The organism is Bradyrhizobium sp. WSM2254, from assembly GCF_000472645.1.
Lineage (GTDB): Bacteria > Pseudomonadota > Alphaproteobacteria > Rhizobiales > Xanthobacteraceae > Bradyrhizobium > Bradyrhizobium niftali.
The window spans coordinates 65606-90273 of record NZ_AXAB01000039.1 but is presented as its reverse complement, the minus strand read 5'-3'; the positions used below and the strand labels follow the sequence as shown (position 1 = coordinate 90273).

The following is a 24668-nucleotide window of genomic DNA, read 5'->3' as shown; positions in this document are numbered from 1 at the left end:
AATGCCGCCGAGCGCGGCGTGCGCGGTATCGCCCTGGGGAGAAAATCCTGGTTGTTCTGCGGCTCTGATCGTGGCGGCGAGCGGGCCGCGGTGATGTACAGCCTGATCGTCACCGCCAAGATGAACGATATCGATCCGCAAGCCTGGCTCGCCGACCTTCTGGCGCGCATTGCCGAGCACCCGGTTCACCGGCTCGACGAACTGCTTCCGTGGAATTGGCGCGACCGAAACAAGCAAGTCGATCAGGCAGCCTGAGTGACCGCTACGGCCTTCACCGGATGCTTACGCTGCTCACCCTACTACTCGGCGCGCGCGAGCTGATGTTCCTGTCCGAATGCATTGATGCGCGTCGGGCGGAAGGACTTGAACAAAGTGGTGTCGGACGCAGATTTGTGCGAGGCCGCTTTTTGCGCTCCCGGTCTCTCTGGCGATCGTACCGATGTTCGCATTCGGTGCCATCTGATCACGCCGCGAACACCGGCCTGACGGAATGCATAGATTATAGAGCCCGCTCTCGAAGGACAATGAAGCTCCGCTGCTGAGGCCCGAATGTGCTGAACATATTAGCTAAGCTCGAACAGCTTGCGTGGCGCTAGGGTTAGTGATTCGGCTCCGGACCCGGTAACGCGGAACGTCTCGCTGAGGGCATAACCAAAATCTTCCTCGATCCAGTTGCCTAGCATGAGATGGAAGGTCATGTTCGGCTTTAGCTCTGTCATGTCGCCATCTTGAAGGCTTGCGGTCGGCTCAGTCCAATCAACTCCAATGGCGTATCCACAACGGGTGTGCTTCTTGATACCCTGCTTTTCAATCGTTCGATAGAAGGCGTTTGCGACGTCACTGCAGGTGGCGCCGGGCCGAACCGCGTTCAACGCGGATTCCAAACCAGCAACCTCTGCCTCGTGTACACGGCGAAGACGGTCGGACGCCGCACCAACCGAGAAGGTGCGCATAATCGCTGCAACGTAGCCATGGCGAACCCCGCCAAGTTCAATATTGATCTGCGATCCCTCGCGAATGATGTCCTCGCTCCACCGAATATGACACGTGCCCGTGCGGGGTGAGGAGCAGAAGAACGCGTTCGCCAAATCCGTCCCTGGCTTGCCGTTCGCGCCGCGCGCCAGCGTCGCCAGGATTTCGGCCATGGCGTCTGCCTCCCTCACACCAGGACGAATGACTTCTGCCGCACGCATTATGCCAGCGTCGGCGATGGCTGCAGCTTCTCGCATAACCTCAATTTCAAGATCAGACTTGATGGTCCGGATCCAGGCTACAGCTTTGCTGCAATCCACGATCTTCGCTTTTGGCATTCGCCGTCTGAACTTCTCCGCCGTCTGAGCCGAAAGGTCGCCCAGCTCGAGCCCCAAGCCGCGGTTTGCAACGCCAAGTTCACGAAGGAAATCGATAACCGGATCGAAACCATCCTTCTCAGGATTGCCAATGAAATGTTCAGGATAGCCGATCACCCTCGCACGATCCAGAAACGATTGGTGGATCGCTGCGGGTGCATCAAGGCCGCGCATGATAAACGTCGGTTCCTCGTCTCCAATTGAAACCACCAGCGCTTGTGGAGTTATACCTGTCCGGGCCGTGCAACCGCTGAGGTAAGTGATGTTGCGCGAGTTGTTCACGACAAGCGCATCAACGCCGCGTCGTGCCATTTCTGCTTTCACTGCTGCAACCCTTCGCAGATACTCCAATCGGGGGAAAGCCTGCGGACCTTTGCTGATCTCCATTTTATCCTAACTCCAGCTGGTCGAGAGTCACCATGAGCGACGGGATGATCATCTCACAAAATATCGTCGCAAACTTCCAAAAACATTGCCACCCGTTCAAAGCTTTATTTCGTTGATATGAGCTTCCGTTCGTCGAAGTTCTGCGCTTAAGGCGCAAATCCGCCCATTTTCCTGCGGCCAAAGGATTAGATCGGGGGGCAGTACGGGTACGGTGCGAGACGGGTCCGCGTTCCTTGGAATTGAAATGGGGCGACCGGGTGCTGCCGGGACGAAAGTGCCGGCGGCTGCGGGCGTGCGTAGGCTGCAGGGCGGGAGAGTAAGTCGCCTAGGAGCCCTTTGGGTCGTGCGCGCACCCATTTCGAGCACCCGGATAGTTGATGCATTTCCCGGAAATCGGTGGTCTTCCCGGTGTGGGGGAGCCCTTCGCCATGTAGTCGCTAGATGCTCGGCATGGTTGGTTTTGCGCTTGTAGCGAACGCCATATACGGTCATTGCGCTCCACGAGCAGCGCCGTGCGAAAGAGAGGAATCTGCCGGCTACCGAGCGCTACATCGGGCTACCACAATTCTGTGCAGCTTGTCCGGATTTGCGTGCTGCGTGCGTGTGATGGAACAGGATGGCGAAGTCGGCGCAAGTCGCTTGCAGACTGATCTGCGACCCGAGCTGCAGCGTCGATCAGGCGTGCCGAAATTGCCTAACCAGTCAGAAGCCGTTCAACCAGCGCGGCGGAGCGCCCTTAGAAGAGCAGGAACTATTGCGTTTTTCTCAATCAAACGCAGAATTCCAAACTTATGTAGGCTCAAATTAGGAAGATTCGGCTCCAAAAAAAGTTACGCTTCATCCGATGCACGCTCTCACGCTCCCTCGGAATTTCGACCCTCGAACGAGGAGTTCCGCCCGGCGCCACGCCGCCGGCGCCGAAGCAACGCTTCATCATGAATTCCTCAACTTTCGATTTCCCACCATCACGGAAGCCGTTGCGGGAGCTTGGGTGGAGAAGGTCGTCCGCGGCGATCCTGCGCTTGAGATGGCGTTTGTCGCAGCTGCTCGACGTCTGGTTGAACGCGGAGCCGTCGCTATAAGCTCCACCTGCGGTTTCTCTATTCGGCATCAAGCGGCGGTGGCTGCGTCGGTGAATGTGCCGGTGGCAATGCCGAGCCTGCTCCTGTTGCCGGTGCTACTTCGTCAGCTGCCGTCGCCCGCCAAGATCGCCCTGTTGACTTACGACTCGACGTACTGCTGCGAAGATCTGCTCGGGGTTAATGATCCGGCCGAGCGGGCGAGGGTCGTGATAGGTGGTATTGAAGGTGGCAAGTTCTGGCGTGACGAGCTGAAGCGTCCAGCGCCACCCATCGACGTCGCCGCGATCGAGGCAGACGTTGCCGCCTGTATCGCGCGTCTCCGCGACAAGCATCCCGAGATCTCGGTCATCTTGTTCGAGTGCGCGGGATTTTCTATGGTCGCGTCCTCGATCCGTCGTGTGACGAAGTTGCCCGTGTACTACATCACTGACCTCTGCCGCATGACGATGGCGTCCGTGGCCTGAGGTGGCGTACATGCCCAGGGTACATCGCGGGTCTATGCTTAATATTTCGCAACTTTGTGACCGTGCCGCTACATACCATCCATCGGCCCATGCAGGAAGTATCATTCAATCAGCGCCGGGGCTTGCTGTTGAGGGCTTAATCGTGAAGCCCGGATTGGGATGCTAATGAACGACGCGATAGTCGATGCAGCAAATAAACGCTTACTGCCAAGCCGCAGGCCAGGTGAAGAGGAGCGCTCGGCCAGTGGGCTCTATGCCGAGCCGCGCGAGGACTGGCTAGCGGGCCACAGCGAGGCCATTATAGATTCCGGGCGTAGAATCATTGATCCGCATCATCATCTCTGGGACTGCGGACGGCCTCGCTACCTGATCGAGGAGGCGGCCGCCGACATTGCAAGTGGCCATAATGTAGTCGCCACGATCTATGTCGATTGCCAGTCGATGTATCGAGCGTCTGGTCCGGAGGCGTTTCGACCCGTAGGTGAGGTCGAATTCGCTAACGGCGTCGCTGCGATGAGCGCCAGCGGCGGCTATGGGAAGGCGCAGATCTGCGCCGGTATCGTCAGCCATGTGAATCTTCTGCTGGGTGATGGGGCGAAGCCCGTCCTCGAAGCCGAAATCGCCGCAGGCGGCGGGCGCGTTCGTGGAATCCGCCATTCCTCCGCCTGGGATGCCGATTCAGACGTCGGCAAATATTCGAAGCGACCTAAGAGACTCCTAGGCGATCCGGAGTTCCGTAAGGGCTTTGCTTGCCTTGCGCCACTTAACCTCAGCTTTGATGCCTGGCTTTTTCATCCTCAGATCGGTGAACTCGCCGATCTTGCCCGAGCCTTTCCCGATACCAACATTGTGCTCGATCATTGCGGTGGCCCTATCGGCGTTGGCAGCTATGCCGGTCGCCGCGAGGAGGTCTTTGCCGTCTGGAAGTCCTCGATCACCGAGATCGCCGAATGCGCCAATGTCGTGGTCAAGCTGGGCGGGCTGGGGATGCGACTGCTTGGCTATGATTTCCACCAGCGGCCAACGCCGCCCACATCAGAGCAGCTGGCTGCCGCTTGGCGGCCCTACATCGATACGTGCATCGAAGCGTTTGGCCCCGAGCGCGCGATGTTCGAGAGCAATTTTCCGCCTGATAAAGGCCAGTGTAGCTTCCAGGTCCTCTTCAACGCCTTTAAGCGCATTGCAGCCCCTTATTCCGAGGACGAGAAGACGGCACTGTTCTCGAAAACGGCCAGCGACTTCTATCGCCTTGGAGTTTAGCCGCCGCCTATCAGGCCTGACTTGCGAACTGCTCTCGTGTTATCAGAGACAATTGTTGCAACTGAGAGCGCCACTCCTTAGCGGACTCTGGGTCGATTGCCGTTATCCGATTTGCCCGATGCCTCATCTATTGAGATGGGCGAGCGACGCGCCGTGATTTCGCTCGCGCCATTCCACAACGCCAATCCTTTGTTGTTGGAACGTACCCGATTGCAGCAAAATCGCACGATACGGTCTGCGGGTGCCAAGCAGGGCCACCCATCGACGAACCGCTTGGCGTAATCTTCGATTTTAGTCGTATCGAGCCGCGCGACTGCGATCATGCATGGTACTGCCAGAGAGCGTCGCTCATTTGCAGAATTTCTGCAATTATGAACCCATTTTCGAGGACATCGATACTCTTAACGGTGCATATCTACACAGCGTTTGAAACGTTCGGCAGTTCGGGGCGGTTCTTCCAACCGAGTTGTTAAGTTGCATTCCAGAACTTGGAAATGCGCTTCACCAGATTGTAGAATCGTTTCATGCTCATGATCGGAAGGGCAAATCAGCTGGTTTCGCTGGGGGCTGCCAAGGATCGTATTGGTCAGCGCGCACTCGCGAGAACTCGTAACTGGCACGTCTGTTGTTAGTTGCAGCAAGGAAACATCAAAGCTTTGAACGCTGCGATAGCTGAGCGCGGCTAAAGGGAACACGACGACATGCTCCACACAAATATGAACTTCGCCGGGCCCTTGCTGAGCCTCAATGAGACGGATAATGTGCTGATTGCACGCGAAGCGCTCGCTGCGGGCCAGCGGGTGCGCGTCGGTGAAACGACGGTCGAGCTGCCTAAGGAGATCATCCCGGGCCATAAGGTGGCCGCGCGGCGGATCGCGCGCGGTGAGCCGATACGCAAATGCAATGCTATCATCGGCCGCGCGGCGCGCGATATCGAACCCGGCGAGCATGTCCATAGCCATAACGTCGAGTTGGTCGATTTCGAGCGCGATCCTGGGTTCGGTCTCGACGTGCGGCCTGTCAACTACATCCCTGAGTCCGAGCGCGCCACTTTTTCTGGAATCGTGCGGTCCGACGGCCGCGTCGCGACCCGCAACTTCATCGGCATTCTTGCGTCGGTTAATTGCTCCGCTACCGTCATCAAACACATCGCCGCATGGTTCACGCCCGAACGGCTTGCTGCTTATCCGAACGTGGACGGCGTGGTTGCCTTTGCACAGACGAGCGGCTGCGGCATGTCGTCGCCCAGCGAGCACTTCGACGTCTTGCGGCGCACGCTTGCCGGCTACGCGCGTCACCCGAATTTGGCTGGCGTGCTCGTCGTCGGACTTGGTTGCGAGCGCAACCAAGTCGCTGGTCTCCTGGAGACGCAAGGTTTGCAAGCCGGTGAGACGCTGCACTCTCTTGTGATGCAGGAGGTCGGTGGCACCCGCGCGACAATTGAAGCTGGCATCGCCGCAATAAGGCAAATGCTGCCCGCGGCGAACGACATTGCACGGCGCGAGGTGCCCGCGAGTCATCTGAAGATCGGCCTTGAATGTGGTGGCTCGGATGGCTTCTCCGGTATCTCGGCTAATCCGGCGCTCGGTGCAGCAATGGATTTGCTTGTGCGTCATGGCGGCACAGCGATACTCTCGGAAACGCCTGAAATCCACGGCGTTGAATACTTGCTCACACGCCGTGCTATTACACCCGAAGTCGGCCAGAAGCTGCTGGATCGCCTCGCTTGGTGGGAGCGGTATACGCACGGCCACAACGGCCAGTTCAATGGTGTGGTTAGCCCAGGCAATCAACAAGGCGGGCTCGCGAATATCTTCGAGAAATCGCTTGGATCGGCGATGAAGGGTGGCACGACCCCACTTCAAGCGGTCTACGAATACGCTGAGGCCATTGATCGCACGGGGTTTGTCTTCATGGATTCGCCGGGCTACGACCCCGTCGCGGTTACAGGACAGATCGCGAGTGGCGCCAACCTCATTTGCTTTACGACTGGACGGGGCTCAATGTTTGGCTCTAAACCGGTGCCGACGCTCAAACTTGCGACCAACACGCCCATCTACGAACGCCTTGCCGAAGACATGGATATCAACTGTGGGCTCATCATCGACGGTGAGCGCACGATCGAGGAAATGGGTCAGGAGATCTTCAAACACATCCTGCGCGCGGCGTCGGGCGAGCGTACTAAGAGCGAATTGCTGGGACTGGGAGACAATGAGTTCGTACCGTGGCACATGGGGATCGTGAGCTAATAATAGCAGAAGGGGTGTCAAATCCCGCGGCCGCTCTAGCTCGGAGAGATCGTGAGTGGGCTTGAAGATGCCAGCCTGTGCGATCGAGACATCGACAACGGCTGTTCTTAGGTGGCCGCTGTTAAGCCAGGGGCAATCGCTACATTGGTCTTGTGCTGCCTTCATAAGAGCTGCCCAAGACCTACATCCGACTGAGTAAGCTTTGATTTACCCGCTTTGCACATGCAGTATCACAGGTCGCCACGGCCAAGACGCAGTACTTGGGCGGGCGCGCTTTCCCAGCAGCCGGCCGCTAAACTGCTGAGTTCTCGGACATCAAGAAGTTTCCAGGATACCGCACCGCGAGGGCTCGTGGCTGGCGATGGAGCGCAGCAGGCGCTGTACTCTAGAGGGCAGGTGACCGGCGGAAAGAAAACTCCATCATGAGCTTGCAAGCTTCCGAGAGAGCAGATCTCGAAAGCTTGCAATCGATAACGCTCAAATGCATCAGGACAGAACCGTTCTTAAGGGCTTTGAGCCTCGCAGTTCAGCCCTCAAGAGAGCCAGCAACGGACTTTACCTCTAAATAGTCTTCAAGACCGAAGCGACCCCATTCGCGACCGTTACCCGATTGCTTGTACCCGCCAAAGGGAGCGTCGCAGTCAAGCAATACGCCCTGCAGATATATGGCGCCAGCTCGAATCAAGTGACCAACCTTGCGCGCGCGTTCAGGTGAGCCTGCGAATACGTAACCGGCGAGGCCATATGGCGTATCGTTGGCGAGTTGGATCGCGTCGATCTCGTCCTTTGCGCCAATGATCGCAAGCACCGGCCCGAAGATCTCCTCACGTGCAATTGTCATTTCGTTTTTGACATCTGCGAAAATTGTGGGACGAACGTAAAAGCCCTTGTCCATGCCTTTCGGCAGGCCTAAACCGCCGGCGACCAGCTTGGCTCCCTCATCTATGCCTTTCTGGATCAATGCTTGGATTTTGTCCCATTGGCCGCGGTGTACCACTGGACCGATATCAGTCCCTTCGGTTCGGGGATCGCCGACCTTGAACTTATCCGCGGCGGCTTTTGCGATCTCTGCCACTTCCGCCATTCTGGATTGCGGTACGATGAGGCGCGACGGTGCATCGCAAGATTGCCCCGAGTTGAGCACGATTTTCGCGATGCACCCGCTGACAGCCTTATCAAGATCGGCATCATCGAGAATAATGTACGGTGACTTGCCTCCAAGCTCTTGGCTGACACGCTTGACAGTAGAAGCGGCGCGGATCGCAACATCGATCCCGGCGCGGGTCGAACCAGTAAACGAGATCATGTCAATATCTCGGTGATCACTCATGGCGGCGCCGACCTCATGGCCAAGACCATTAACTAGGTTGAATACCCCTTTAGGTACGCCCGCCTCGTGAAGGATCTCCGTGAATATCAGTGCACAACTTGGGGTGAATTCCGAAGGCTTAAGGATCATAGTACAGCCAGCGGCGAGGGCTGGCCCCACTTTGCAAGCAATCTGATTCATTGGCCAATTCCAGGGTGTGATCATCCCGACCACGCCGATCGGCTCGCGCAACACTATCGCGCTGCCAATTCGCTCCTCAAATGAGTAACTCTTGAGGACTTCGAGCGTGGTAACGAGATGGCTTAATCCAGACTTGGCTTGCTTCTGTTCCGCCATACGAAGCGGAGCTCCCATCTCGTCAGAGATTGAATCGCCGATCTCTTTCATGCGGCGTTTGAAAATCTCGATGATGTTTTCGAGCAGAATGATGCGCTCCCCACGGGTGGTCTGAGAAAACTTCTCAAAGGCCCGCCTAGCCGCCATGACCGCCTTGTCGACGTCAGCTTTCGAGCCCAGCGCAACCTCGTACATTTCCTCTGCCGTCGCTGGATTGACGGTACGCGTTGTTTTCGTAACGGCGGGATCGATCCAAGCGCCATCTATGTAGAACCGCATTCGATTGACCATGTCATCCTCTCAACGTTCGTGCGTTGTGGTTTTTGAGTTGAGCTCCGCCCGGGCATGGTGCCTCCTAAAAGGAGACCCACTCTCTTTGGATGGGACCAAGTCAGGGAGGAAAACGCCCCGCCATTTTGCTCAGCACCTAGTGCATGCCGTGACCCAAGCTCTTTGCGGGAAATACGCTTAGTCTGTTGTCTCCGGACTGAGCTACTCGCAACGACCCGCGTGTCCGATCCAAAGGGTCTCACCTTCTTGGCGGATCTGAACCAATTCCAATGATGTTCCTGTAGCCTCTTTGTTGCGCGGCTTGACAGTGATTCTCGCGCGCCTTTTGCGTATTTTCTCCACAAAAGTGGAATAAGCGCAGGTTTCTCTTCATCGAACTGGAGCCTGATGCCGTTCAACGTCCTTCGAGCGGCAACAAGGTGCTGGTCCTGGGGAGCGGCGGTTGCCTCAAGTGCGTAATGCCGCGGGCGCCATGAACCGCCCCGGGTTTGCCGGAGGCTCCAACTCCTGAGAGGATGGAGCCATGACGAACAAGACGACGAACAAGTTTTCGGCTGAGGTCCGGGACCGTGCGGTTCGGATGGTTCTGGATCACGCCGGCGAGCACCCTTCGCGCTGGGCGGCGGTGACATCGATTGCTGCCAAGATCGGCCGCACACCGCAGACGCTGCATGACTGGGTCAAGAAGGCCGAGATCGACAGCGGGCAGCGGGCCGGCGTTCCGACTGAGATGGCCGAGAAGCTGAAGGCCCTGGAACGGGAGAACCGCGAGCTTCGGCAAGCCAACGAGATCCTGCGCAAGGCGAGCGCTTATTTTGCGATGGCGGAGCTCGACCGCCGGTCCAAGCCATGATCGCCTTCATCGACGATCATCGTGGGGCGCATGGGGTCGAGCCGATCTGCAAGGTCCTGCCGATCGCCCCCTCGACCTACCACGCCCATGTCGCCAAGCGGCGCGATCCGGCCAGGCTGTCGGCCCGCGCCAGGCAGGACGCCGCGCTGAAGATCGAGGTTCGGCGCGTCTTCGATCAAAACTTCTCCGTCTACGGCGTGCGCAAGGTCTGGCGCCAGCTCAAGCGCGAAGGCTTCGATGTTGCCCGTTGCACGGTATCGCGACTGATGCGGGACATGGGTTTGCAAGGGGTCATCCGCGGCAAACCCGTCAAGACCACGATCAGCGACAAGGCCGCGCCATGCCCGCTGGATCACGTCAACCGCCAGTTCAGGGCGCCAAGGCCGAACGTTCTTTGGCTCTCCGACTTCACCTATGTCGCGACCTGGAGCGGCTTTGTCTACGTCGCCTTTGTGATCGACGCCTATGCCCGCAGGATCGTGGGCTGGCGAGCCTCGCGCACGGCGCACGCCGGCTTCGTGCTCGATGCGCTGGAGCAGGCTCTGCACCATCGCCGACCGGTCCATCGCGGCGGGCTCGTCCACCACAGTGACAGAGGCAGCCAAGGCGGATTCAAGCGGTCGTTGCAACACTCCGAGGTTGGAGGTTGCGGTGAACATTCGAAAGCGGCGATCGGCACGATCAGGACGAGCGCCATTGCCATCGCCAGGGCGGCCGTCTGCTGCAGGGCGCGATGAACAGAATAGATTCTGGCGGGCGATCGCCAGCGGGCTGAGCAGCGAAGAGGCTGCGCTCGAAGCAGGAGTGTCGCAACCTGTCGGTACCAGATGGTTCCGAAAGGCGGGCGGCATGCCACCAGCGATGTTCAGATCTTCGGCGAAGCCGCTCTCTGGGCGGTACCTCTCATTGGTAGAGCGCGAGGAGATCGCACTCCTCAAGGTGCAGGGCCATTCCATACCGGAGATTGGGCGCCGCCTCGCGCGGGCTGCCTCGACAATCTCCCGTGAACTGCGGCGCAATGCGGCCACCCGCAGCGGCGGGTTGGAATACCGGGCGACGACTGCCCAGTGGCATGCAGATCGATCGGCCTGTCGTCCGAAGCTGACCAAGCTTGCGCTCAACACCACCTTGCGCACTTATGTGGAAGAGCGACTTGCCGGTGTCGTCGTGGCTCCGAGCGGCACTCCCGTTCCTGGTCCCGCCGTTCCGTGGAAGGGCCGCCGGCATGGGCCGCGCAAGGATCGGCGATGGGCCAAAGCCTGGAGCCCTGAGCAGATTGCCCGACGCTTGCCGATCGACTTCCCGGACGACAAGACGATGCGCATCAGCCACGAAGCTATCTATCAAGCCCTCTTCGTTCAGGGCCGTGGGGCGCTACGCCGCGAGCTGACGGCCTGCTTGCGAACAGGGCGTGTGTTACGGACGCCAAGAGCGCGCGTACGCAGGCGGGGCAAGGGCTTTGTCTCGCCAGAGATCATGATCAGTGAGCGCCCCGCTGAAGCGGCCGATCGAGCCGTGCCGGGACATTGGGAGGGAGATCTTATCCTCGGTCTTGGCAGCTCGGCAATCGGCACGCTGGTCGAGCGCACGACGCGCTTCACGATGCTCTTGCACCTTCCACGGTTGGCGCGGCATGGCGAAGCTCCGCGCGCGAAGAACGGGCCCGCCCTCGCGGGACATGGGGCCGAAGCCGTGCGCGACGCGATCACGCGCACCATTATCACTTTGCCCGAAGAGCTGCGCCGCTCGCTAACCTGGGATCAGGGAGCCGAAATGGCACAGCACGATCGTCTCAAGATCGATGCGGGTATCCAGGTCTACTTCTGCGACCCGCAAAGCCCTTGGCAGCGTGGCACTAACGAGAACACCAACGGTTTGTTGCGGCAGTACTTCCCAAAAGGCACAGACCTGAGCATCCACAGCGCCGACGAGATATCCGCTGTGGCAGCGGCCCTCAATGCCCGACCGAGAAAGACACTGGGTTGGAAAACGCCCGCGGAGGCGCTTGACGACTTGCTATCATGAGTGAAAATAACTGGTGTTGCGACGACCGCTTGAATCCGCCCAATACGTTTCGATCAAATACACCGAGCGCCTGGCCGAAGCCGGCGTGGAGCCTTCTGTCGGCAGCGTCGGAGATTCCTATGACAATGCTCTCGCCGAAACCATCAATGGCCTTTACAAGGCCGAGGTGATCCATCGGCGTGGACCATGGCGCAGCTTCGAGGCAGTCGAGTTCGCGACGCTGGAATGGGTCGACTGGTTCAACAACCGAAGGCTCCTGGAGCCCATCGGCAACATCCCGCCGGCCGAAGCCGAGCAACGCTACTACGCCATGCTGGAACAACCTGCCATGGCGGCTTAACTTAAACCAAATGGCCTCCGGCAAACCCGGGGCGGTTCACCAAGGCCGAGGTGGAGGTCTCAAGAAGGAAAATAGGTTCGCGACGGCGCATCAGGGACGTAGAGGCGCTATTCCGCGCCGAAAGGAATTACGTCGTCGCGCTGTCCTCGTGACACAAATCGAGATCTTCTGATGTAGTGAACGACGTCAAGAAGATTGGGAAAGGCTGTCCGGACTCGCCATTGCGCGCTCTATATGGCGACACGTGGCTTCCCGCGGCTGCATGCTGCTGGAGCTATCGATGTCCGGATTCAAAGAAAAGACTGGTGACGCCGCGGGGTCGCAGCATTCCTTGCAGACGCACCGAGCACGGGAGAGTCGTTCATCGGACGGCCAGCATGCCCACAGCCTATTGGAACGGGAGGGAGCGCGACCGATCGAGCCTTACCATATGCCGATACTCCCGGGTGCATCTGCTGTTCGCGCTGCGCCGATGCGCTATGATGCTCTTCAACGATAGATTTGAGAATGTCTTCTGTCGCCATCAACTGATCGCCGGAAGCGTACGACGTCCGATGACACTGTAGAGAGGGAGAACGTACTTGGCGTCAACGTCAGCGAGGCTTTCGAACGATCCGATGTGGTCACGACCGCGCTTGTCAGCCCCGGTTGCGATCCCATCAGGCTTCGTCATTGCCGCAATGACAAAAGCGGCGCGGTTCTTGTCATTTGCCGACCTCAAAGGGCGGGTCCAATCCTTCGCGACCACACGGAAGCATGGCTTTAGGAATCGCGATCAAGAAAATCTGAGCCTTAACCGCGCCTAAGACACGCCTACGACAAGGATTGGCAATGCCTTTACCCTCGCATACTATCCATCAACTGCCGATGAACCTGGCGGCTACGATACAGCACCATCTCCTTCCAATCGGCTCTGTCAGGATAGTAGTGCTGCTTCACGCGCCGACGAATGTCACGCCCAAAGTCGCTTCCAATCTGAGCTTGAGCGTAAGCGTAGAGCCAGTGATCGGCGCGCAACAATGGCCTGGCTGCCTCCGGAGGGTAAGTTCCGAACTCTAAGCAAACGTAAACGTGGCGATCACCGAGGAGCCGCTGCCAGTAGTCGTCTTGCGTGCCATTGAGTACTAAGGCCGATGAAGTGCCGAGATCTGGTGAAGTGACCGAATGGCCGAATATGTCACGAGCCCGCTGATATCCACTCATGCCCGATGCCTGCTCGCATTGCAGCTCACCATAGCCATACGGTCCGAGACCTGTGTGATAGTCTACGATCAAGACAAGCCGACGGGATGCGATACTGTAGTCCGACACGATCCGTTCGAGTGTTTGGCGAGCTACGGTAGGCCCGAAGCCGCCAAAGAACATTCCTGTCGGATGTCGATACTGACCGCTGGTCCGTGCCTTCCGGTAGGCGATTTCACCGTATGTTGCCCGATATTTTTCGATCGTTGCCTCGGCAGCCGCGAAAACAGGTCCATCCAAAGCACTTGGCACCAGACTATCCGCGAGGGCGTCATATCCCTCGTTTTGAGGAAGCGGAGCCGTGAAATCTATGAAGTTTCTGTTGAGGTCGCAACCTTCTTGCGTAACGCGCCGATCCCATGCGAACCCGTATGGATTGATGGCATGGATTAGCAACATGGCCTCATCGGATTTCAGCTTTTCGTATCCACGCTCGGCCAACCAGTCCAACTGTGCTGCGGATCCACAATATCCTTCGGCGCCGTGCGTGGCCGATATTAGAACCCCCACTCTTGAGGCCCGGCGATCGCCAAACCAGGCGACATCCGTCGAGAGTTCTTCTCCATCAGGGCCACGAGCCGGCGATGTATAGACAGCTGAATCGCTAGCTGCAGTCTTAGCAACGTACTCACGAAACCTCTGACGAGCTTCGAAATAATTCGATGCGAAGTGCTTATTCGATGCTTCAACAATGGAGTCGTTCATCAGCGTTCCAGTCGTGATTCAAGAACTACGAATTGAATTCGCAGTAAACCCCAATCGTAGTCCAGCTTCCTATCGCCAGATCGGCGCCCAGTCTTACCCGTCCGAGTTCGCAGTTTTTCGGCGTTCGAGATGGTCGATCCGATGAATGCCAGCGCAATCTCCGCATTGCTTGATTCTATCTAGCCAAGTGGGCGCCCGGTAGAGCCGTGCTCGAGCTCCTGAAGTTGAGCATACCGGTCCAAGGGTGGCGGCGTGAGGCCCATCGAGTTCAGCAGAACGGATGAATCGTAGGCTCGGCGCCAAGGTGCAAAGAACAATTTTGTCGCTTTGGACCTGATTTCATAATGTCGGCGTCCTTGTCGATGCCTCGCAGGGTTAGTCGCGCAGATATCGCGTCGGGGCACCCTCCCGGATCGTAAGATGCTCATGCCGGAGCTATGATGAAGGCGAGGAGGATAGCATCCTACGTCGTCTCTGCAGAATCTCGCCGACGAATTCGTGTGAATGCAACGAAGCCTAGGCAGTTCCGGCGAAGCCCTGGTCTAGGTTGGGCGCATATGTGTGAACTCAAGGTTGACGCTCGCCCCGCAATGCCAAGCGGCCTGTCTCAGCATAACGCGCGGCCATTCTGCGGTCGGCGGATCCTCGCTGGGCCGTAAAGGGATAGAGGACGTCGTCTCGAATATCCCCCAGAATTCACGCCAGACTACTAGGAGGGCGTGCGTCCACTTGATCGCATTGATAGCAGCTTTGGTTGGCATTGCAACAATGAGGGATCTATTCGGCCGCTAGCAACTACACGCTGCGTTCCGCAACACCAGTCCTCAAGAAAATCACGGCACAACTCACGCTCCGAGATAATACCGGTGACCGTGACAATGCAGTCGATGGCGCACTTATTCTGCGCATCTTACTAGTCTGGCGCATCTTTTTGGCTCATGATCCCCGCATTAGGGAGTTTTAGCTTCATGCCACCCGATTATTATTGCCCGTGAGGATCGGTGCGCTGTATTGCGCCAGTAGGAAGCAACGATGGATCTGAATTTTACCGCTGACGAGCTTGCCTTCCGCGACGAGGTCAGGGCATTCTGCCGCTCCGCAATCCCGGACGACATTCGTGAGAAGTTGATTGCGGGGAGGCATCCCAGCAAGGACGATAAGGTGCGCTGGACGCGTATCTTGGCGCAGCAGGGGTGGGCCGTGCCGCACTGGCCAGTCGAGTACGGCGGTACCGGCTGGACGCCGGTCCAGCACTACATTTTTAATGAGGAAGTAAGCGAGACGCCGGCGCCGGAACCGGCGGGTAGCGGCATTAATTTGGTTGGTCCGGTTATCTATACCTTTGGCAATGAGCAGCAAAAGAAATATTTTCTGCCGCGCATTGCACGTTGCGACGACTGGTGGTGCGAAGGGTTCTCTGAACCTGGGGCTGGCTCCGATCTCGCCTCGCTCAAAACCCGCGCTGTGCGCGAAGGTGACCACTATGTCGTCAACGGTCAAAAAATCTGGACGTCATTGGCGCAATATTCCAACTGGATCTTCTGCCTGGTCAGGACTGATCCTGATGCGAAGAAACAGCGGGGCATCTCATTTCTCCTAATCGACCTCACGTCTCCGGGTGTGACTGTCCGGCCGATCCAGTTGTTCGATGGCTATCCGGAAGTCTGTGAAGTTTTCTTCGATGACGTGCGGGTTCCTGTCGAAAATCGGGTTGGCGAGGAAAATCGCGGTTGGGACTACGCCAAGTTCGTTCTCGGGAACGGTCGCGTCACGATTGCTCGTGTTGGCCTTTCCAGGGAGTCTGTCCGGCGCATTAAGGAACTCGCCGCGCGTACCCGCGTCGGTGGTGAGTGGTTGATCGACCGGGCCGATTTCCGCAGGAAAGTCGCCGCAGTAGAGGTTCAGCTGAAGGCGCTCGAGATGACGCAGCTTCGCGTGGTGTCCAACCAATCGAAACTCGAGAAGGGTACGCAAGACCCGGCGAGCTCGATCCTCAAGATCAAGGGCTCGGACGTTCAACAGGCGACAGCCGAGCTTCTGATGGATGTGGTCGGCCCGTACGCGCTGCCCTATCAATCGGAGGAAGATTTCCAGCGCCGCGAGCCGCCGATCGGTCCCGATTGGGCTGGCCCGATTGCGCCTGCCTATTTCAACGGGCGTAAGGTGCCCATCTATAGCGGCTCGGACGAGATCCAAAAGAACATCATTGCCAAGGTCGTCCTTGGCCTCTGATGCTTGGCGGACCGGGCCCGGCAGGCGTTCAATGGGCTATTGCGAAAGGGCTTGAGGGGCAACCATACGGCCCCGCTTCAGGAGGGTTTTGTAGTGGATCTTGATCTTTCCGAGGAGCAGCGGCTCCTAAAAAATGGTGTCGAGCGCCTGATGCGCGACCGGTACGGCTTTGACGATCGCCGCAAGTACCGGACGGAGAAGCTGGGATTCAGCGAAGGGATGTGGGCGCGCTACGCCGAGCTCGGGCTTTTGGGGCTGCCGTTTCCCGAGGCATATGGAGGGCTCGGAGGTGGTGCAGTCGAGACGATGATTGTCATGGAGGCCTTCGGCAAGGCGCTGATCCTCGAGCCGTATTTCGCAACGGTAGTACTGGCGGGGGGCGTCCTGCGGCGCGGCGCGAACGAAGCGCAGAAGGCCAATCTCATCCCTGGTATTGCCGAAGGTCATACAAGGCTCGCGTTCGCCTATGCCGAGCCGCAGTCACGCTACGATCTCTTCGATGTTGAAACCCAGGCGAAGAAGGAAGGCGAGGGATGGGTCCTGAACGGAACCAAGGGTCTCGTCCTCCACGGCGATGTGGCGGATAAAATCATAGTATCGGCGCGAACGGCGGGAGGCGAGCGCGAAAAGGAAGGGATCGGCCTTTTCTTGATCGACGGCGATGTGCCGGGCCTCGCGCGTCGTGGCTATCTAACACAGGATGGGCTGCGCGCGGCCGAGTGTACGCTCGAGAATGTGCGCGTTGAGGAGACTGATGTGATCGGCGATCCTGCCGGCGCTTTTCCGATCATTTCGCAAGTTGCGGACGAGGCGGTTGCAGCTTTGTGCGCCGAAGCCGTCGGCTGCTTCGTTGAAATGCACGCCACCACGCTCAACTATCTGAAGACGCGCAAGCAGTTCGGCACCACAATCGGCTCCTTCCAGGTGCTTCAGCACCGTGCAGTGGACATGTTCGTTGAGCTGGAGCAGTCGCGCTCCATGGCGATGTATGCCACCATGATGGCGGGAGAGAGTGATGCGACCGAACGTGAGCGAGCCATGTCGGCCGCGAAGGCGCAAATCGGCCAGTCGTCGAAAGCGCTTGGACGTCAGGCGATCCAGCTCCACGGCGGCATCGGTATGACCATGGAATACAGCATAGGTCATTATTTCAAGCATGTGACCATGATCGACACCTTGTTCGGCGATTCCGACCACCATCTTCAGCGCCTCGCCTCACTCGGAGGGCTCTTCGGCGAGCAAAGGATGCAGCCATGAAACCAACTGCGTCATCGCCTAACTGTATCGGCGACTGTGAACGAGCGGCAGCTCGCTAGCGTATGAAAGCGCCGCATTTTACTAGTCAGGCGCAGCCTTTCGGCATAAGCCGATTCGTCGGAGCCACTCGGCCCAAAATGCCGCGTGTGGTCAGCCAGACTGGCGATGGAGTTTTTCTCAGATCCGCATGACGCGGCGACGAGAGCTCCATGAATTGCGGAACTACAGGGCGGGGAACGCGAGGACAGATTGAACATGCAAATCGATGGTATGCTGCGGCAGGAGAGCGGTCAGCGCGGAGCGACCGAAAGGATCGGTCGTCTTTTTCGCCCGGAATCCGTCGCAATCATAGGAGCTTCCCAGAAAGGAGGTTTCGCAACGGACATCCTTACGAATATCAAAAAATGGGGCTTCTCGGGCGAAGTCTTTGCGGTGAACCCCCGATACGATCAGATTGGTGGCGTGCCGTGCTTTCCGAGCTTATCGGCGATACCTCATCCGGTTGGCCTCGCGATAATCGCCATTCCAAGTAAGGCCATTCCTGCGGTACTCGATGATTGTGCGGCCGCTGGTGTGCGCGCGGTCCAGATTATCTCAAGCGGCTTCGCCGAGCAGGCTGGGGAGGGCGCGACAAAGCAGCGCTCCCTCACCGAATGGGCTGAACGGACGGGCATCCCAGTCGTCGGTCCGAACTGCTTCGGATTCATGAACGCGGCCAACCGGCTGATGGCGGTTCCATTGGATTTTCACAGCATGAAAGCGGGAGGAATCAGTGCCATCCTGCAGAGCGGCACTCTTGTCTTTAGCCTGATTGTGCCTCTCCTGGCCCGCCAAATCGGCATCGGGCGCGTCGTTACCGTCGGCAACGAAGCCTGCATTGATGTGGCGGATTTCATCGATTACTTTGTCGAAGAGGAGGAAACCCGCGTCATCACTTGCTATTGCGAGCAGATCAAGCGGCCGCTTGAGTTTATCAAAGCCTGCGAGCACGCCGCCGACAAGGGCAAGCCGATCGTGATGATCAAGGTCGGTCGCTCCGAGAGCGCACGCCAGGCGGCCTTGGCCCATACCGGCTCGCTGGTGGGCTCGGACGTGGCAATCGATGCCGCGCTGAAGAAGTTAGGTGTTATTCGGGTCGACACTGTTGATGACCTGATCGAGACCGCGGCTGCGCTGTCCTCGACCAAGAGGCCCCATGGTCGGCGTGTAGCATTCGCGTCTTTTTCTGGGACCGCTGTCAGTATGCTGTCTGACTTCGCCGACTCGTGCGGCATCGAATTCCCGCCGCTGCCCGCGCCGGTGAAGGCGCGCCTGAAAGAAGTCTTTCCTGAATTCGGGAACTTGAGCAACCCACTCGATCTCACCGCGCAAGGCGATTACGATACGCGCATTATCGATGAGTCGCTAAGCGCGCTCGCCACCTGCGGGGCTTATGACGTAGTCGTCTGGGGTCGTAGCTTCCCTTCGTACCTGGATATGCGCTCGGCCCTTGGGCAAGCGCTAGCGCGAGCCGCGGCGGCGGCCCCGGAGGTGGTCTTCTCCGTGATGAGCCTTGCAGGCGGCCATTTCTATACTGCTCTCGACCCAAAATATCCGATGGTCGAGCCCAAGGCCGATTTCGACGGCATGCCGTTTCTGCAAGGGATGGCCCCCGGGCTGAAGGCACTCTCCGCCCTCATTGGTTATGCCGAGTTCCTTCGCAACCGCAAGCCCAGCAACCGCCTGTCGAGTCAGTGGGGTCGACGCAGCGCCTACTATTCTGAGGCGGTGCGCATCATCCGCGAGGCCAAAGGTGACGTCTTGACGGAGCGTGAGGGCAAGCGTCTGCTCGCGCTTTACGGACTTCCCATCACGCGCGAAGCGCTGGCGACGGGGGCGGATGAGGCGGCGCGCATCGCGCAAACTCTTAATTTTCCGGTAGTGATGAAAGTCGAGTCCGCCGAGATTGTGCACAAGACGGACGTGGGCGGCGTCATCTTGAATATTCCGTCAGCGGAGAAGGCAGCGGAGGCGTTCGAGCAAATCATGGCTTCGGTCCGGTCGCACCGCCCCGAAGCGAAAATCGCCGGAGTCGTCGTGCAAGAAATGGCCAAATCAGGGCCGGAAATCATGCTTGGCGCGACTTTCGATCCGCAATTTGGGCCCGTCATTGCCTTCGGATTGGGTGGAATCTGGGTGGAGGCACTAAAGGATGTGCAGGTGCTGCTGCCGCCCTTCGATGCCGCCGATGTGCAATCTGCGATCGGGCGGCTACGCGGCGCAAGCGTTCTACGTGGTGCGCGGGGCCGCGCAAAGACAGACTTGGACGGCTTGGCCGATTGCATTGTCAAGTTTAGCACGCTCTGCACCGACGTTGCCAACGAGATCGGCGAGATCGACATCAATCCCGTCATCCTTTCTGCTAACGGCGCGGGGCTAACCGCAGTTGACTGCCTCATCGTTAAAAAGAAACGCAAAGGAGTTTGACGGACAAGCCGCGATCAGTTTGCGGCGGTCAGTTCGATCAGAGAGGCGTTCGGCAAAGACCGATATTACCTCCTGCTCGAGGAGAGAGGTGGCGTGGAGAGACCTTTTTAGCCCCCGGAGAGAGAGATCTAGGCAACACAACGAGCGTTGCTTAGTTCTTCCGCAACCACGTAAGCAGTCGAGCCGCTATAAGCCTTGGCGTGAGGAAAAATCACAATGGCAATCAACTATGAGCAGCTGATGGCCATGAAGAAACTCGGCCAGAGATGCAGCTATAGCGATCGCGATGTGATCCTTTATGCTCTTGGTATCGGCATGGGAGCTGATCCGCTGGACGAGAAGGAGCTCGCTTTCGTGAACGAGGCTACGGCGACGACGCGGCCACTGAAGGTCGTGCCGACGTTTGCTTCAGTCGCAGCCGGCTTCGCTGAACCCGGTGAGTTCAATCTGAACTCACTTGCTTTGGACGGCGAGCGCGATATCACATTCCACAGCACACTTCCGCCCGCCGCCCATATCACGGCCGATTCTTCCGTGATTGCCGTCTACGACAAAGGCAAGCACAAGGGGGCAGTCATCCGTTTCCAAACGGTGTTGAAGGGCAGCCGCGGCGAACCGCTGGCAACCCTGGTGACTTCGTACTTTGCGCGAGGGGATGGCGGTTTTGGCGGCCCGTCCCAGGGCCAGCCCAAGCCACACCAAATGCCGAGCCGAATGCCGGACCGGGTCGTCGACATTCGCACGCGCCCCGATCAAGGGCTGATCTACCGGCTTTGCGGCGACCGCCACGCGCTGCATTCCGATCCGGAATCCGCCAAACAATTTGGGTTTCCAAAGCCGATCCTTCACGGAATGTGCACCTACGGAATCACCTGCCGCGGCATTCTGCAGACCTATGCCGATTATGATCCCAGCGCCTTCAGGCGGCACGCGGCGCGTTTTTCATCGCCAGTCTACCCCGGGGAGACCGTGACGCTGGAGATGTGGAGGGATGGCAACGTGATCTCGTTCGAAGCGAGCGTGAAGGAGCGCTGCGTCACAGTTGTCAAGAACGGCATGACAATGCTTCGCTGACATCGCGCGTCGCGGAATGATTTCGCGACATTTGCCGCATATTCTGCAGAATTTCTTCGATCCGACTTATGCGCTCTTCGCCGGTCAGGTGGCTACGCTCACGCGTATCATACGCCGAACAATGTAGTTCTGCATAACGAGGGGGACTGTCATGACCAAAGGGGAGTCCGGGAACCATTGAGTTAGTGGCCCGAGCCGTCGCACTGCAGTCGTCGGCGACCTTAGTCGGCCTGCCGTTTGTTGCCAAAACCACCAGAGTCTCGGCGCAGGAAAAGCTCGCCGGCAGCGGCGAAGTCGTCGTCTTCAGCTATGGCGGCTCCTTTACCGAAGGTGTTCGGCGATCTGTCTACGAGCCCTTCACGAAGGCGACTGGAAAAAGGTCGTAGATGTGGGTGGCCGATTTGGCCGAGCCCAAGGTCAAGGCGATGCACCAGGCTGGCCGCGTCGATTGGGACATTGCTTATATCGAGGCGGAGGCCTATCCGGCAATGCACGAAGTGGGGATGTTCGCGCCGATCGATTACAGTCTCTGGAATCAAGAAGCGCTTGGAAGCTCCCTCGTAACAGACCGTAGGAATGTGAGCTGGCGCAGCTATGCCGCATCGCTGACATCTGTCCTGCGCCCAGGCACGTTCTTGGCGTAACGCGCGTTGACCAGAATGACCACGAACCCGCGCTGCTCGAGAATCTCGTACGCTGGAATCCAATGGACCCCCGGTGGATTCCATCGCGACACTGGTCACGCCGCAGGCTTTGAGCCAGTTCGCCAGATCATGCAGGTCCCAAGTGAAGGTGCCGAACGCGCGTACCTGGCGCGTCAGTGCAGACTGGGTCGACCGCTGCCATGCGCATTTTTGATCCAATGTCGATGGCCGCGGCGCCGACGTTGACCGGATTCAATTCCGGGTGGTCGCTGCTCGCCCTTTTGGACATGCAAATCTCCATCCGATTGTGGGTAGGCCGCTACCCTCCCGGCCACAGAGGATAGCCCAGGGCTGTTTCTACCCCGCGCAGGCGCACAACGGCGCTGGACAGTTTTTTAGAATATCCCGCTCGGCCTTCAGCTTGGCGACCTCACGGCGCAACCGCTCGATCTCCTGCCGCTCCGGCTTCATCTGTCCATGACCGGGAAAGGCCTGCGCCGGATCGGAGCCGAACTCTTTGACCCACTTGCGCAAGACGTTCTCGTGCACGTTCAGGTCGCGGCTGGCTTGCGCCACCGATACCCCGCGTTCCCTGACAAGCTTGATCGCCTCGACCTTGAACTCGCGACAGAACTTTCGTCTCTTCAACGCTCACCTCCGGCTTCATGAAATACCTAATCTCGGTGTCCATCAAACTGGCAGCAGCTCAAATGCCACGAATTTTGCTGAAGCAACATTCGCACCTGGCGCCGAAAAGGCCCGCTCCCCCGGTGGCCTCTCGCTCAAATGTCGCAGTCCCCGAGTGCTCGAGTGACAACACTTTTGGAACCAAGTAAAGCTATCGCCTTTGACCCATGCTGACCTCGGGGTGTGGGGCTGTTTCTCCAAGACCGCCAGGTTGTGCTCTCGGAAGCACACGCCTCTGAGCACCTCACCTATCGACCGCCGGGGTGAGCGAAGAGTTTCGATTTTCTCTATCAAATGCAGAATATCCGCAGCCCGATGACATTCATCGGTGAATTTGGCTCCGGGTTCGCACTAGTGTTCCACGGTTCACAAGTGGTCGAGCTGTTTTCTCAAGGAGAGGCGAATATGCGTAATGACGCTGCCGAGGAATGGGACATCCGTTGTGATCTGGCCGCGGCCTATCGCCTCATTGCCCATTTCGGAATGGACGATCTGATCTCAACGCACTTGTCAGCGCGACTGCCGGGCAAGGAGCATCGCTTTCTCTTGAATCCGTATGGCATGCTGTTCGAGGAAATTACAGCTTCGAGCCTTGTAGTCGTCGACCCAGAGGGGCAGGCCATTCAGAGCGAGGATGAGTCCAAAATTAACAACGCAGGCTTCACCATCCATTCCGCCTTGCACATGAGCCGTGACGACGCTCAGTGCGTCATGCACACTCACACTCTGGCCGGCATGGCGGTGGCCGCGCAGGAGCAGGGGCTACTACCATTGAACCAAAAATCAATGTGCTTCTACGGGGGTATTGCCTATCACAACTATGAGGGTGTTGCGATCGATCTTGGCGAGCGCGAACGTTTGGTGCGTGATTTGGGTAACAAGAACGTAATGATCCTGAAACATCATGGCCTGCTCACGGTCGGACGCACCGTCTCGGAAGCCTTCCTCAACATGTATCTTTTGGAGCAATCCTGTCGTATCCAGATCGCGGCCACGCAAGGAGGACAAAGGGTCGCCCTACCCTCCGACAATGTCGCCGCTCACACGGCGAAGCAGTTTCATGAAGAAGGGTACAATAGGAGCCTGCGCCCTTGGACGGCACTAAAGCGCCGCCTCGACCGCATCAGCCCGGATTACGCGACCTGATAACCTATTACTCCTCGGGCCTCCCGTCAGGGTAGATGACGCAACACGTGATCCACCACTTCATCTGCCCCGCCTTCGCGTGCTCGGGCCAACTGTCAGAGCGTGTTGGGCCACCAACTGATCGAGCGAATCTTAAGATCAAGCAATTGCGGTGGGTCGCAACGCACTTCGCGATGACAAACTCAACCATCGATGCAAAATCGAAGACCGGAATGCCGGTAGCTCGTTGGACCGCGGGCGCATAGGGCGGCAACTCCGAACATTCGAAGAGCAGCATCCCGATGTCGGGCCGCGCTTTCAGGAGAGCGACCGCGGTGTCAACCGTTTCCTTCTCGACGGCGCCAACGTCGAGGTCGCCGCTAGCGGTAAGAAAAGCCGCGGCGAAACAATGACGCATTCTCTATGCTGGCTACTATCACACGGTCGGACCTGCGGCACCCCAGCCGCTTCTAACATATCTGGTGTCAACGAGAGTGCTTGTGCGGTGATGACACCGATCGCTTTGTTGCGCGGAAGCATCTGTCCGAGCAATGGAATGAGAACAAGAGGGAAAGGCGCACGGGTACATCGACGGCCCGCGGGGACATGGTGTTGATATCGGGTCATGAATCCTCGGCGCGTGATCAGTTGTGCGCCTTCGCGCACAAGCTCCACAGCCGCCTGGACCGCGGCCGACGCGCAATTGTCGGCATCGGGTGACACAAGTTTGCTAACTTGGGATGAGGTCGCAAGGAGACGGACGCTGCCGTCATGCGTGCAATGCTGTCTGCGCCGTAGACAGGCAGATTCGTGATCCGACGGACCGGCAGCGCCGTTGACGGAAAAGCCGGCACTCGAATAGGATCGCGCCGATTTGAGGATGCGCGACGCGCAGTTGCTGGGGCCACGCGATTACCTCGTTTTCGAGCAATGCGGCGCTTGTCCGGATCGGGCGCTCAAGCCACATTCTCCATACCTCACCGTCCTCTATGCCGCCGATGACGATCCTTGAGTGGTCCCCAGGGTCCCGAACCCCGAGCAAATCTTCGCTCAGCTGACTCGAATTGGCTGTCACGATAGCGAGCTTGGTGGACTTGGGCAGTTGGTGCAAAAGCGACGCGCTATAAAGAGCGAAGTCTCCTCAAACAGCCGAGACAATATATATTGGGACGAAATCCTGCTGTGCCCCTTGCCGCCAAAGAATTACTGCGATGGTCTTGGGATGCACGCTGAATGCACGCGCCACAATCTATCGCACCACTACAAGCGA

Annotated in this window: 14 protein-coding genes, 3 pseudogenes and 1 other annotated feature; of the genes and pseudogenes, 13 read left to right on the top strand and 4 right to left on the bottom strand. The window is 58.3% G+C overall.

The window, feature by feature from the left end; translation table 11 throughout:
- A partial coding sequence (locus tag A3M7_RS45025) for a transposase domain-containing protein (protein WP_156936975.1) occupies positions 1-255 on the top strand: 255 nt, incomplete at its 5' end.
- Positions 256-563: 308 nt separating this feature from the next.
- Here the strand turns inward: A3M7_RS45025 and A3M7_RS0127065 are convergent.
- Complete coding sequence (locus A3M7_RS0127065; protein WP_027546731.1) at positions 564-1736, bottom strand: Xaa-Pro peptidase family protein; 1173 nt, start codon at positions 1734-1736, stop codon at positions 564-566.
- 991 nt (positions 1737-2727) lie between these two features.
- Here A3M7_RS0127065 and A3M7_RS0127060 point away from each other — a divergent pair.
- The 3 genes from A3M7_RS0127060 to A3M7_RS0127050 all read left to right on the top strand — a co-directional run bounded on the left by A3M7_RS0127060 (position 2728) and on the right by A3M7_RS0127050 (position 6791).
- Positions 2728-3282: a hypothetical protein gene (locus A3M7_RS0127060; protein ID WP_245284332.1), complete on the top strand. Its 555-nt coding sequence runs from the start codon at positions 2728-2730 to the stop codon at positions 3280-3282.
- A 165-nt stretch (positions 3283-3447) separates the two neighbouring features.
- Entirely contained in the window at positions 3448-4542 is a 1095-nt protein-coding gene (locus A3M7_RS0127055; RefSeq protein ID WP_084302549.1) for an amidohydrolase, read from the top strand.
- A gap of 701 nt (positions 4543-5243) precedes the next feature.
- On the top strand, positions 5244-6791 hold the full coding sequence (locus A3M7_RS0127050) for a UxaA family hydrolase (RefSeq protein WP_027546728.1): 1548 nt from the start codon (positions 5244-5246) through the stop codon (positions 6789-6791).
- A gap of 526 nt (positions 6792-7317) precedes the next feature.
- On the opposite strand, the gene A3M7_RS0127045 is transcribed toward A3M7_RS0127050, so the two are convergent.
- Positions 7318-8748, bottom strand: a complete 1431-nt coding sequence (locus A3M7_RS0127045) for an aldehyde dehydrogenase family protein (RefSeq protein WP_027546727.1) — start codon at positions 8746-8748, stop codon at positions 7318-7320.
- 523 nt (positions 8749-9271) lie between these two features.
- Between A3M7_RS0127045 and A3M7_RS45020 the strand changes: the two are divergent.
- The 3 genes and pseudogenes from A3M7_RS45020 to A3M7_RS0127025 form a co-directional block, all read left to right on the top strand.
- A pseudogene (locus tag A3M7_RS45020) lies at positions 9272-10206 on the top strand (IS3 family transposase); the annotation flags it as partial.
- Positions 9556-9672 (top strand) — a sequence feature (AL1L pseudoknot). Its footprint overlaps the pseudogene before it by 117 nt.
- A 244-nt stretch (positions 10207-10450) precedes the next feature.
- Complete coding sequence (locus A3M7_RS0127030; protein WP_027546725.1) at positions 10451-11626, top strand: IS30 family transposase; 1176 nt, start codon at positions 10451-10453, stop codon at positions 11624-11626.
- 37 nt (positions 11627-11663) lie between these two features.
- A pseudogene (locus A3M7_RS0127025) lies at positions 11664-11966 on the top strand (integrase core domain-containing protein); the annotation flags it as partial.
- An 837-nt stretch (positions 11967-12803) separates the two neighbouring features.
- Here A3M7_RS0127025 and A3M7_RS0127015 read toward each other — a convergent pair.
- The gene (locus tag A3M7_RS0127015; RefSeq protein ID WP_027546722.1) at positions 12804-13913 is read right to left on the bottom strand and encodes a M14 family metallopeptidase; all 1110 of its coding nucleotides are present in this window, start codon (positions 13911-13913) and stop codon (positions 12804-12806) included.
- A 1032-nt stretch (positions 13914-14945) separates the two neighbouring features.
- On the opposite strand from A3M7_RS0127015, the gene A3M7_RS0127010 reads away from it, so the two are divergent.
- The 5 genes from A3M7_RS0127010 (at position 14946) to A3M7_RS49885 (ending at position 21586) form a co-directional block, all read left to right on the top strand.
- Positions 14946-16145 (top strand): acyl-CoA dehydrogenase family protein, encoded by a 1200-nt coding sequence (locus tag A3M7_RS0127010; RefSeq protein WP_027546721.1) that lies wholly within the window; start codon positions 14946-14948, stop codon positions 16143-16145.
- Between the two features lie 93 nt (positions 16146-16238).
- Positions 16239-17402: an acyl-CoA dehydrogenase family protein gene (locus tag A3M7_RS0127005; protein WP_027546720.1), complete on the top strand. Its 1164-nt coding sequence runs from the start codon at positions 16239-16241 to the stop codon at positions 17400-17402.
- A 255-nt stretch (positions 17403-17657) separates the two neighbouring features.
- Positions 17658-19868 (top strand): acetate--CoA ligase family protein, encoded by a 2211-nt coding sequence (locus A3M7_RS0127000; protein ID WP_027546719.1) that lies wholly within the window; start codon positions 17658-17660, stop codon positions 19866-19868.
- A gap of 216 nt (positions 19869-20084) precedes the next feature.
- Positions 20085-20942 carry a MaoC/PaaZ C-terminal domain-containing protein gene (locus tag A3M7_RS0126995; RefSeq protein WP_027546718.1) on the top strand — a complete coding sequence of 286 codons (858 nt, stop codon included), beginning with the start codon at positions 20085-20087 and terminating at the stop codon, positions 20940-20942.
- Positions 20943-21328: 386 nt separating this feature from the next.
- Positions 21329-21586, top strand: a complete 258-nt coding sequence (locus A3M7_RS49885; protein ID WP_027546716.1) for a hypothetical protein — start codon at positions 21329-21331, stop codon at positions 21584-21586.
- Positions 21587-21979: 393 nt separating this feature from the next.
- On the opposite strand, the pseudogene A3M7_RS0126980 reads toward A3M7_RS49885, so the two are convergent.
- Positions 21980-22234, bottom strand: a pseudogene (locus A3M7_RS0126980) (transposase); the annotation flags it as partial.
- Between the two features lie 333 nt (positions 22235-22567).
- On the opposite strand from A3M7_RS0126980, the gene A3M7_RS0126975 reads away from it, so the two are divergent.
- The gene (locus A3M7_RS0126975; protein ID WP_245284331.1) at positions 22568-23419 is read left to right on the top strand and encodes a class II aldolase/adducin family protein; all 852 of its coding nucleotides are present in this window, start codon (positions 22568-22570) and stop codon (positions 23417-23419) included.
- Positions 23420-24668: the final 1249 nt, after the last annotated feature.

What these genes read in the sequence shown, in the direction of transcription:
- A3M7_RS0127065 (WP_027546731.1), bottom strand. Translation starts at nt 1,736, where the DNA reads ATGGAGATCAGCAAAGGTCCGCAGGCTTTCCCCCGATTGGAGTATCTG.
- A3M7_RS0127015 (WP_027546722.1), bottom strand. Translation starts at nt 13,913, where the DNA reads ATGAACGACTCCATTGTTGAAGCATCGAATAAGCACTTCGCATCGAAT.
- A3M7_RS0127010 (WP_027546721.1), top strand. Translation starts at nt 14,946, where the DNA reads ATGGATCTGAATTTTACCGCTGACGAGCTTGCCTTCCGCGACGAGGTC.
- A3M7_RS0126975 (WP_245284331.1), top strand. Translation starts at nt 22,568, where the DNA reads ATGCAGAATATCCGCAGCCCGATGACATTCATCGGTGAATTTGGCTCC.
- A3M7_RS0127000 (WP_027546719.1), top strand. Translation starts at nt 17,658, where the DNA reads ATGCAAATCGATGGTATGCTGCGGCAGGAGAGCGGTCAGCGCGGAGCG.
- A3M7_RS0127055 (WP_084302549.1), top strand. Translation starts at nt 3,448, where the DNA reads ATGAACGACGCGATAGTCGATGCAGCAAATAAACGCTTACTGCCAAGC.
- A3M7_RS0126995 (WP_027546718.1), top strand. Translation starts at nt 20,085, where the DNA reads ATGGCAATCAACTATGAGCAGCTGATGGCCATGAAGAAACTCGGCCAG.
- A3M7_RS0127030 (WP_027546725.1), top strand. Translation starts at nt 10,451, where the DNA reads ATGCCACCAGCGATGTTCAGATCTTCGGCGAAGCCGCTCTCTGGGCGG.
- A3M7_RS0127045 (WP_027546727.1), bottom strand. Translation starts at nt 8,748, where the DNA reads ATGGTCAATCGAATGCGGTTCTACATAGATGGCGCTTGGATCGATCCC.
- A3M7_RS49885 (WP_027546716.1), top strand. Translation starts at nt 21,329, where the DNA reads ATGTGGGTGGCCGATTTGGCCGAGCCCAAGGTCAAGGCGATGCACCAG.
- A3M7_RS0127050 (WP_027546728.1), top strand. Translation starts at nt 5,244, where the DNA reads ATGCTCCACACAAATATGAACTTCGCCGGGCCCTTGCTGAGCCTCAAT.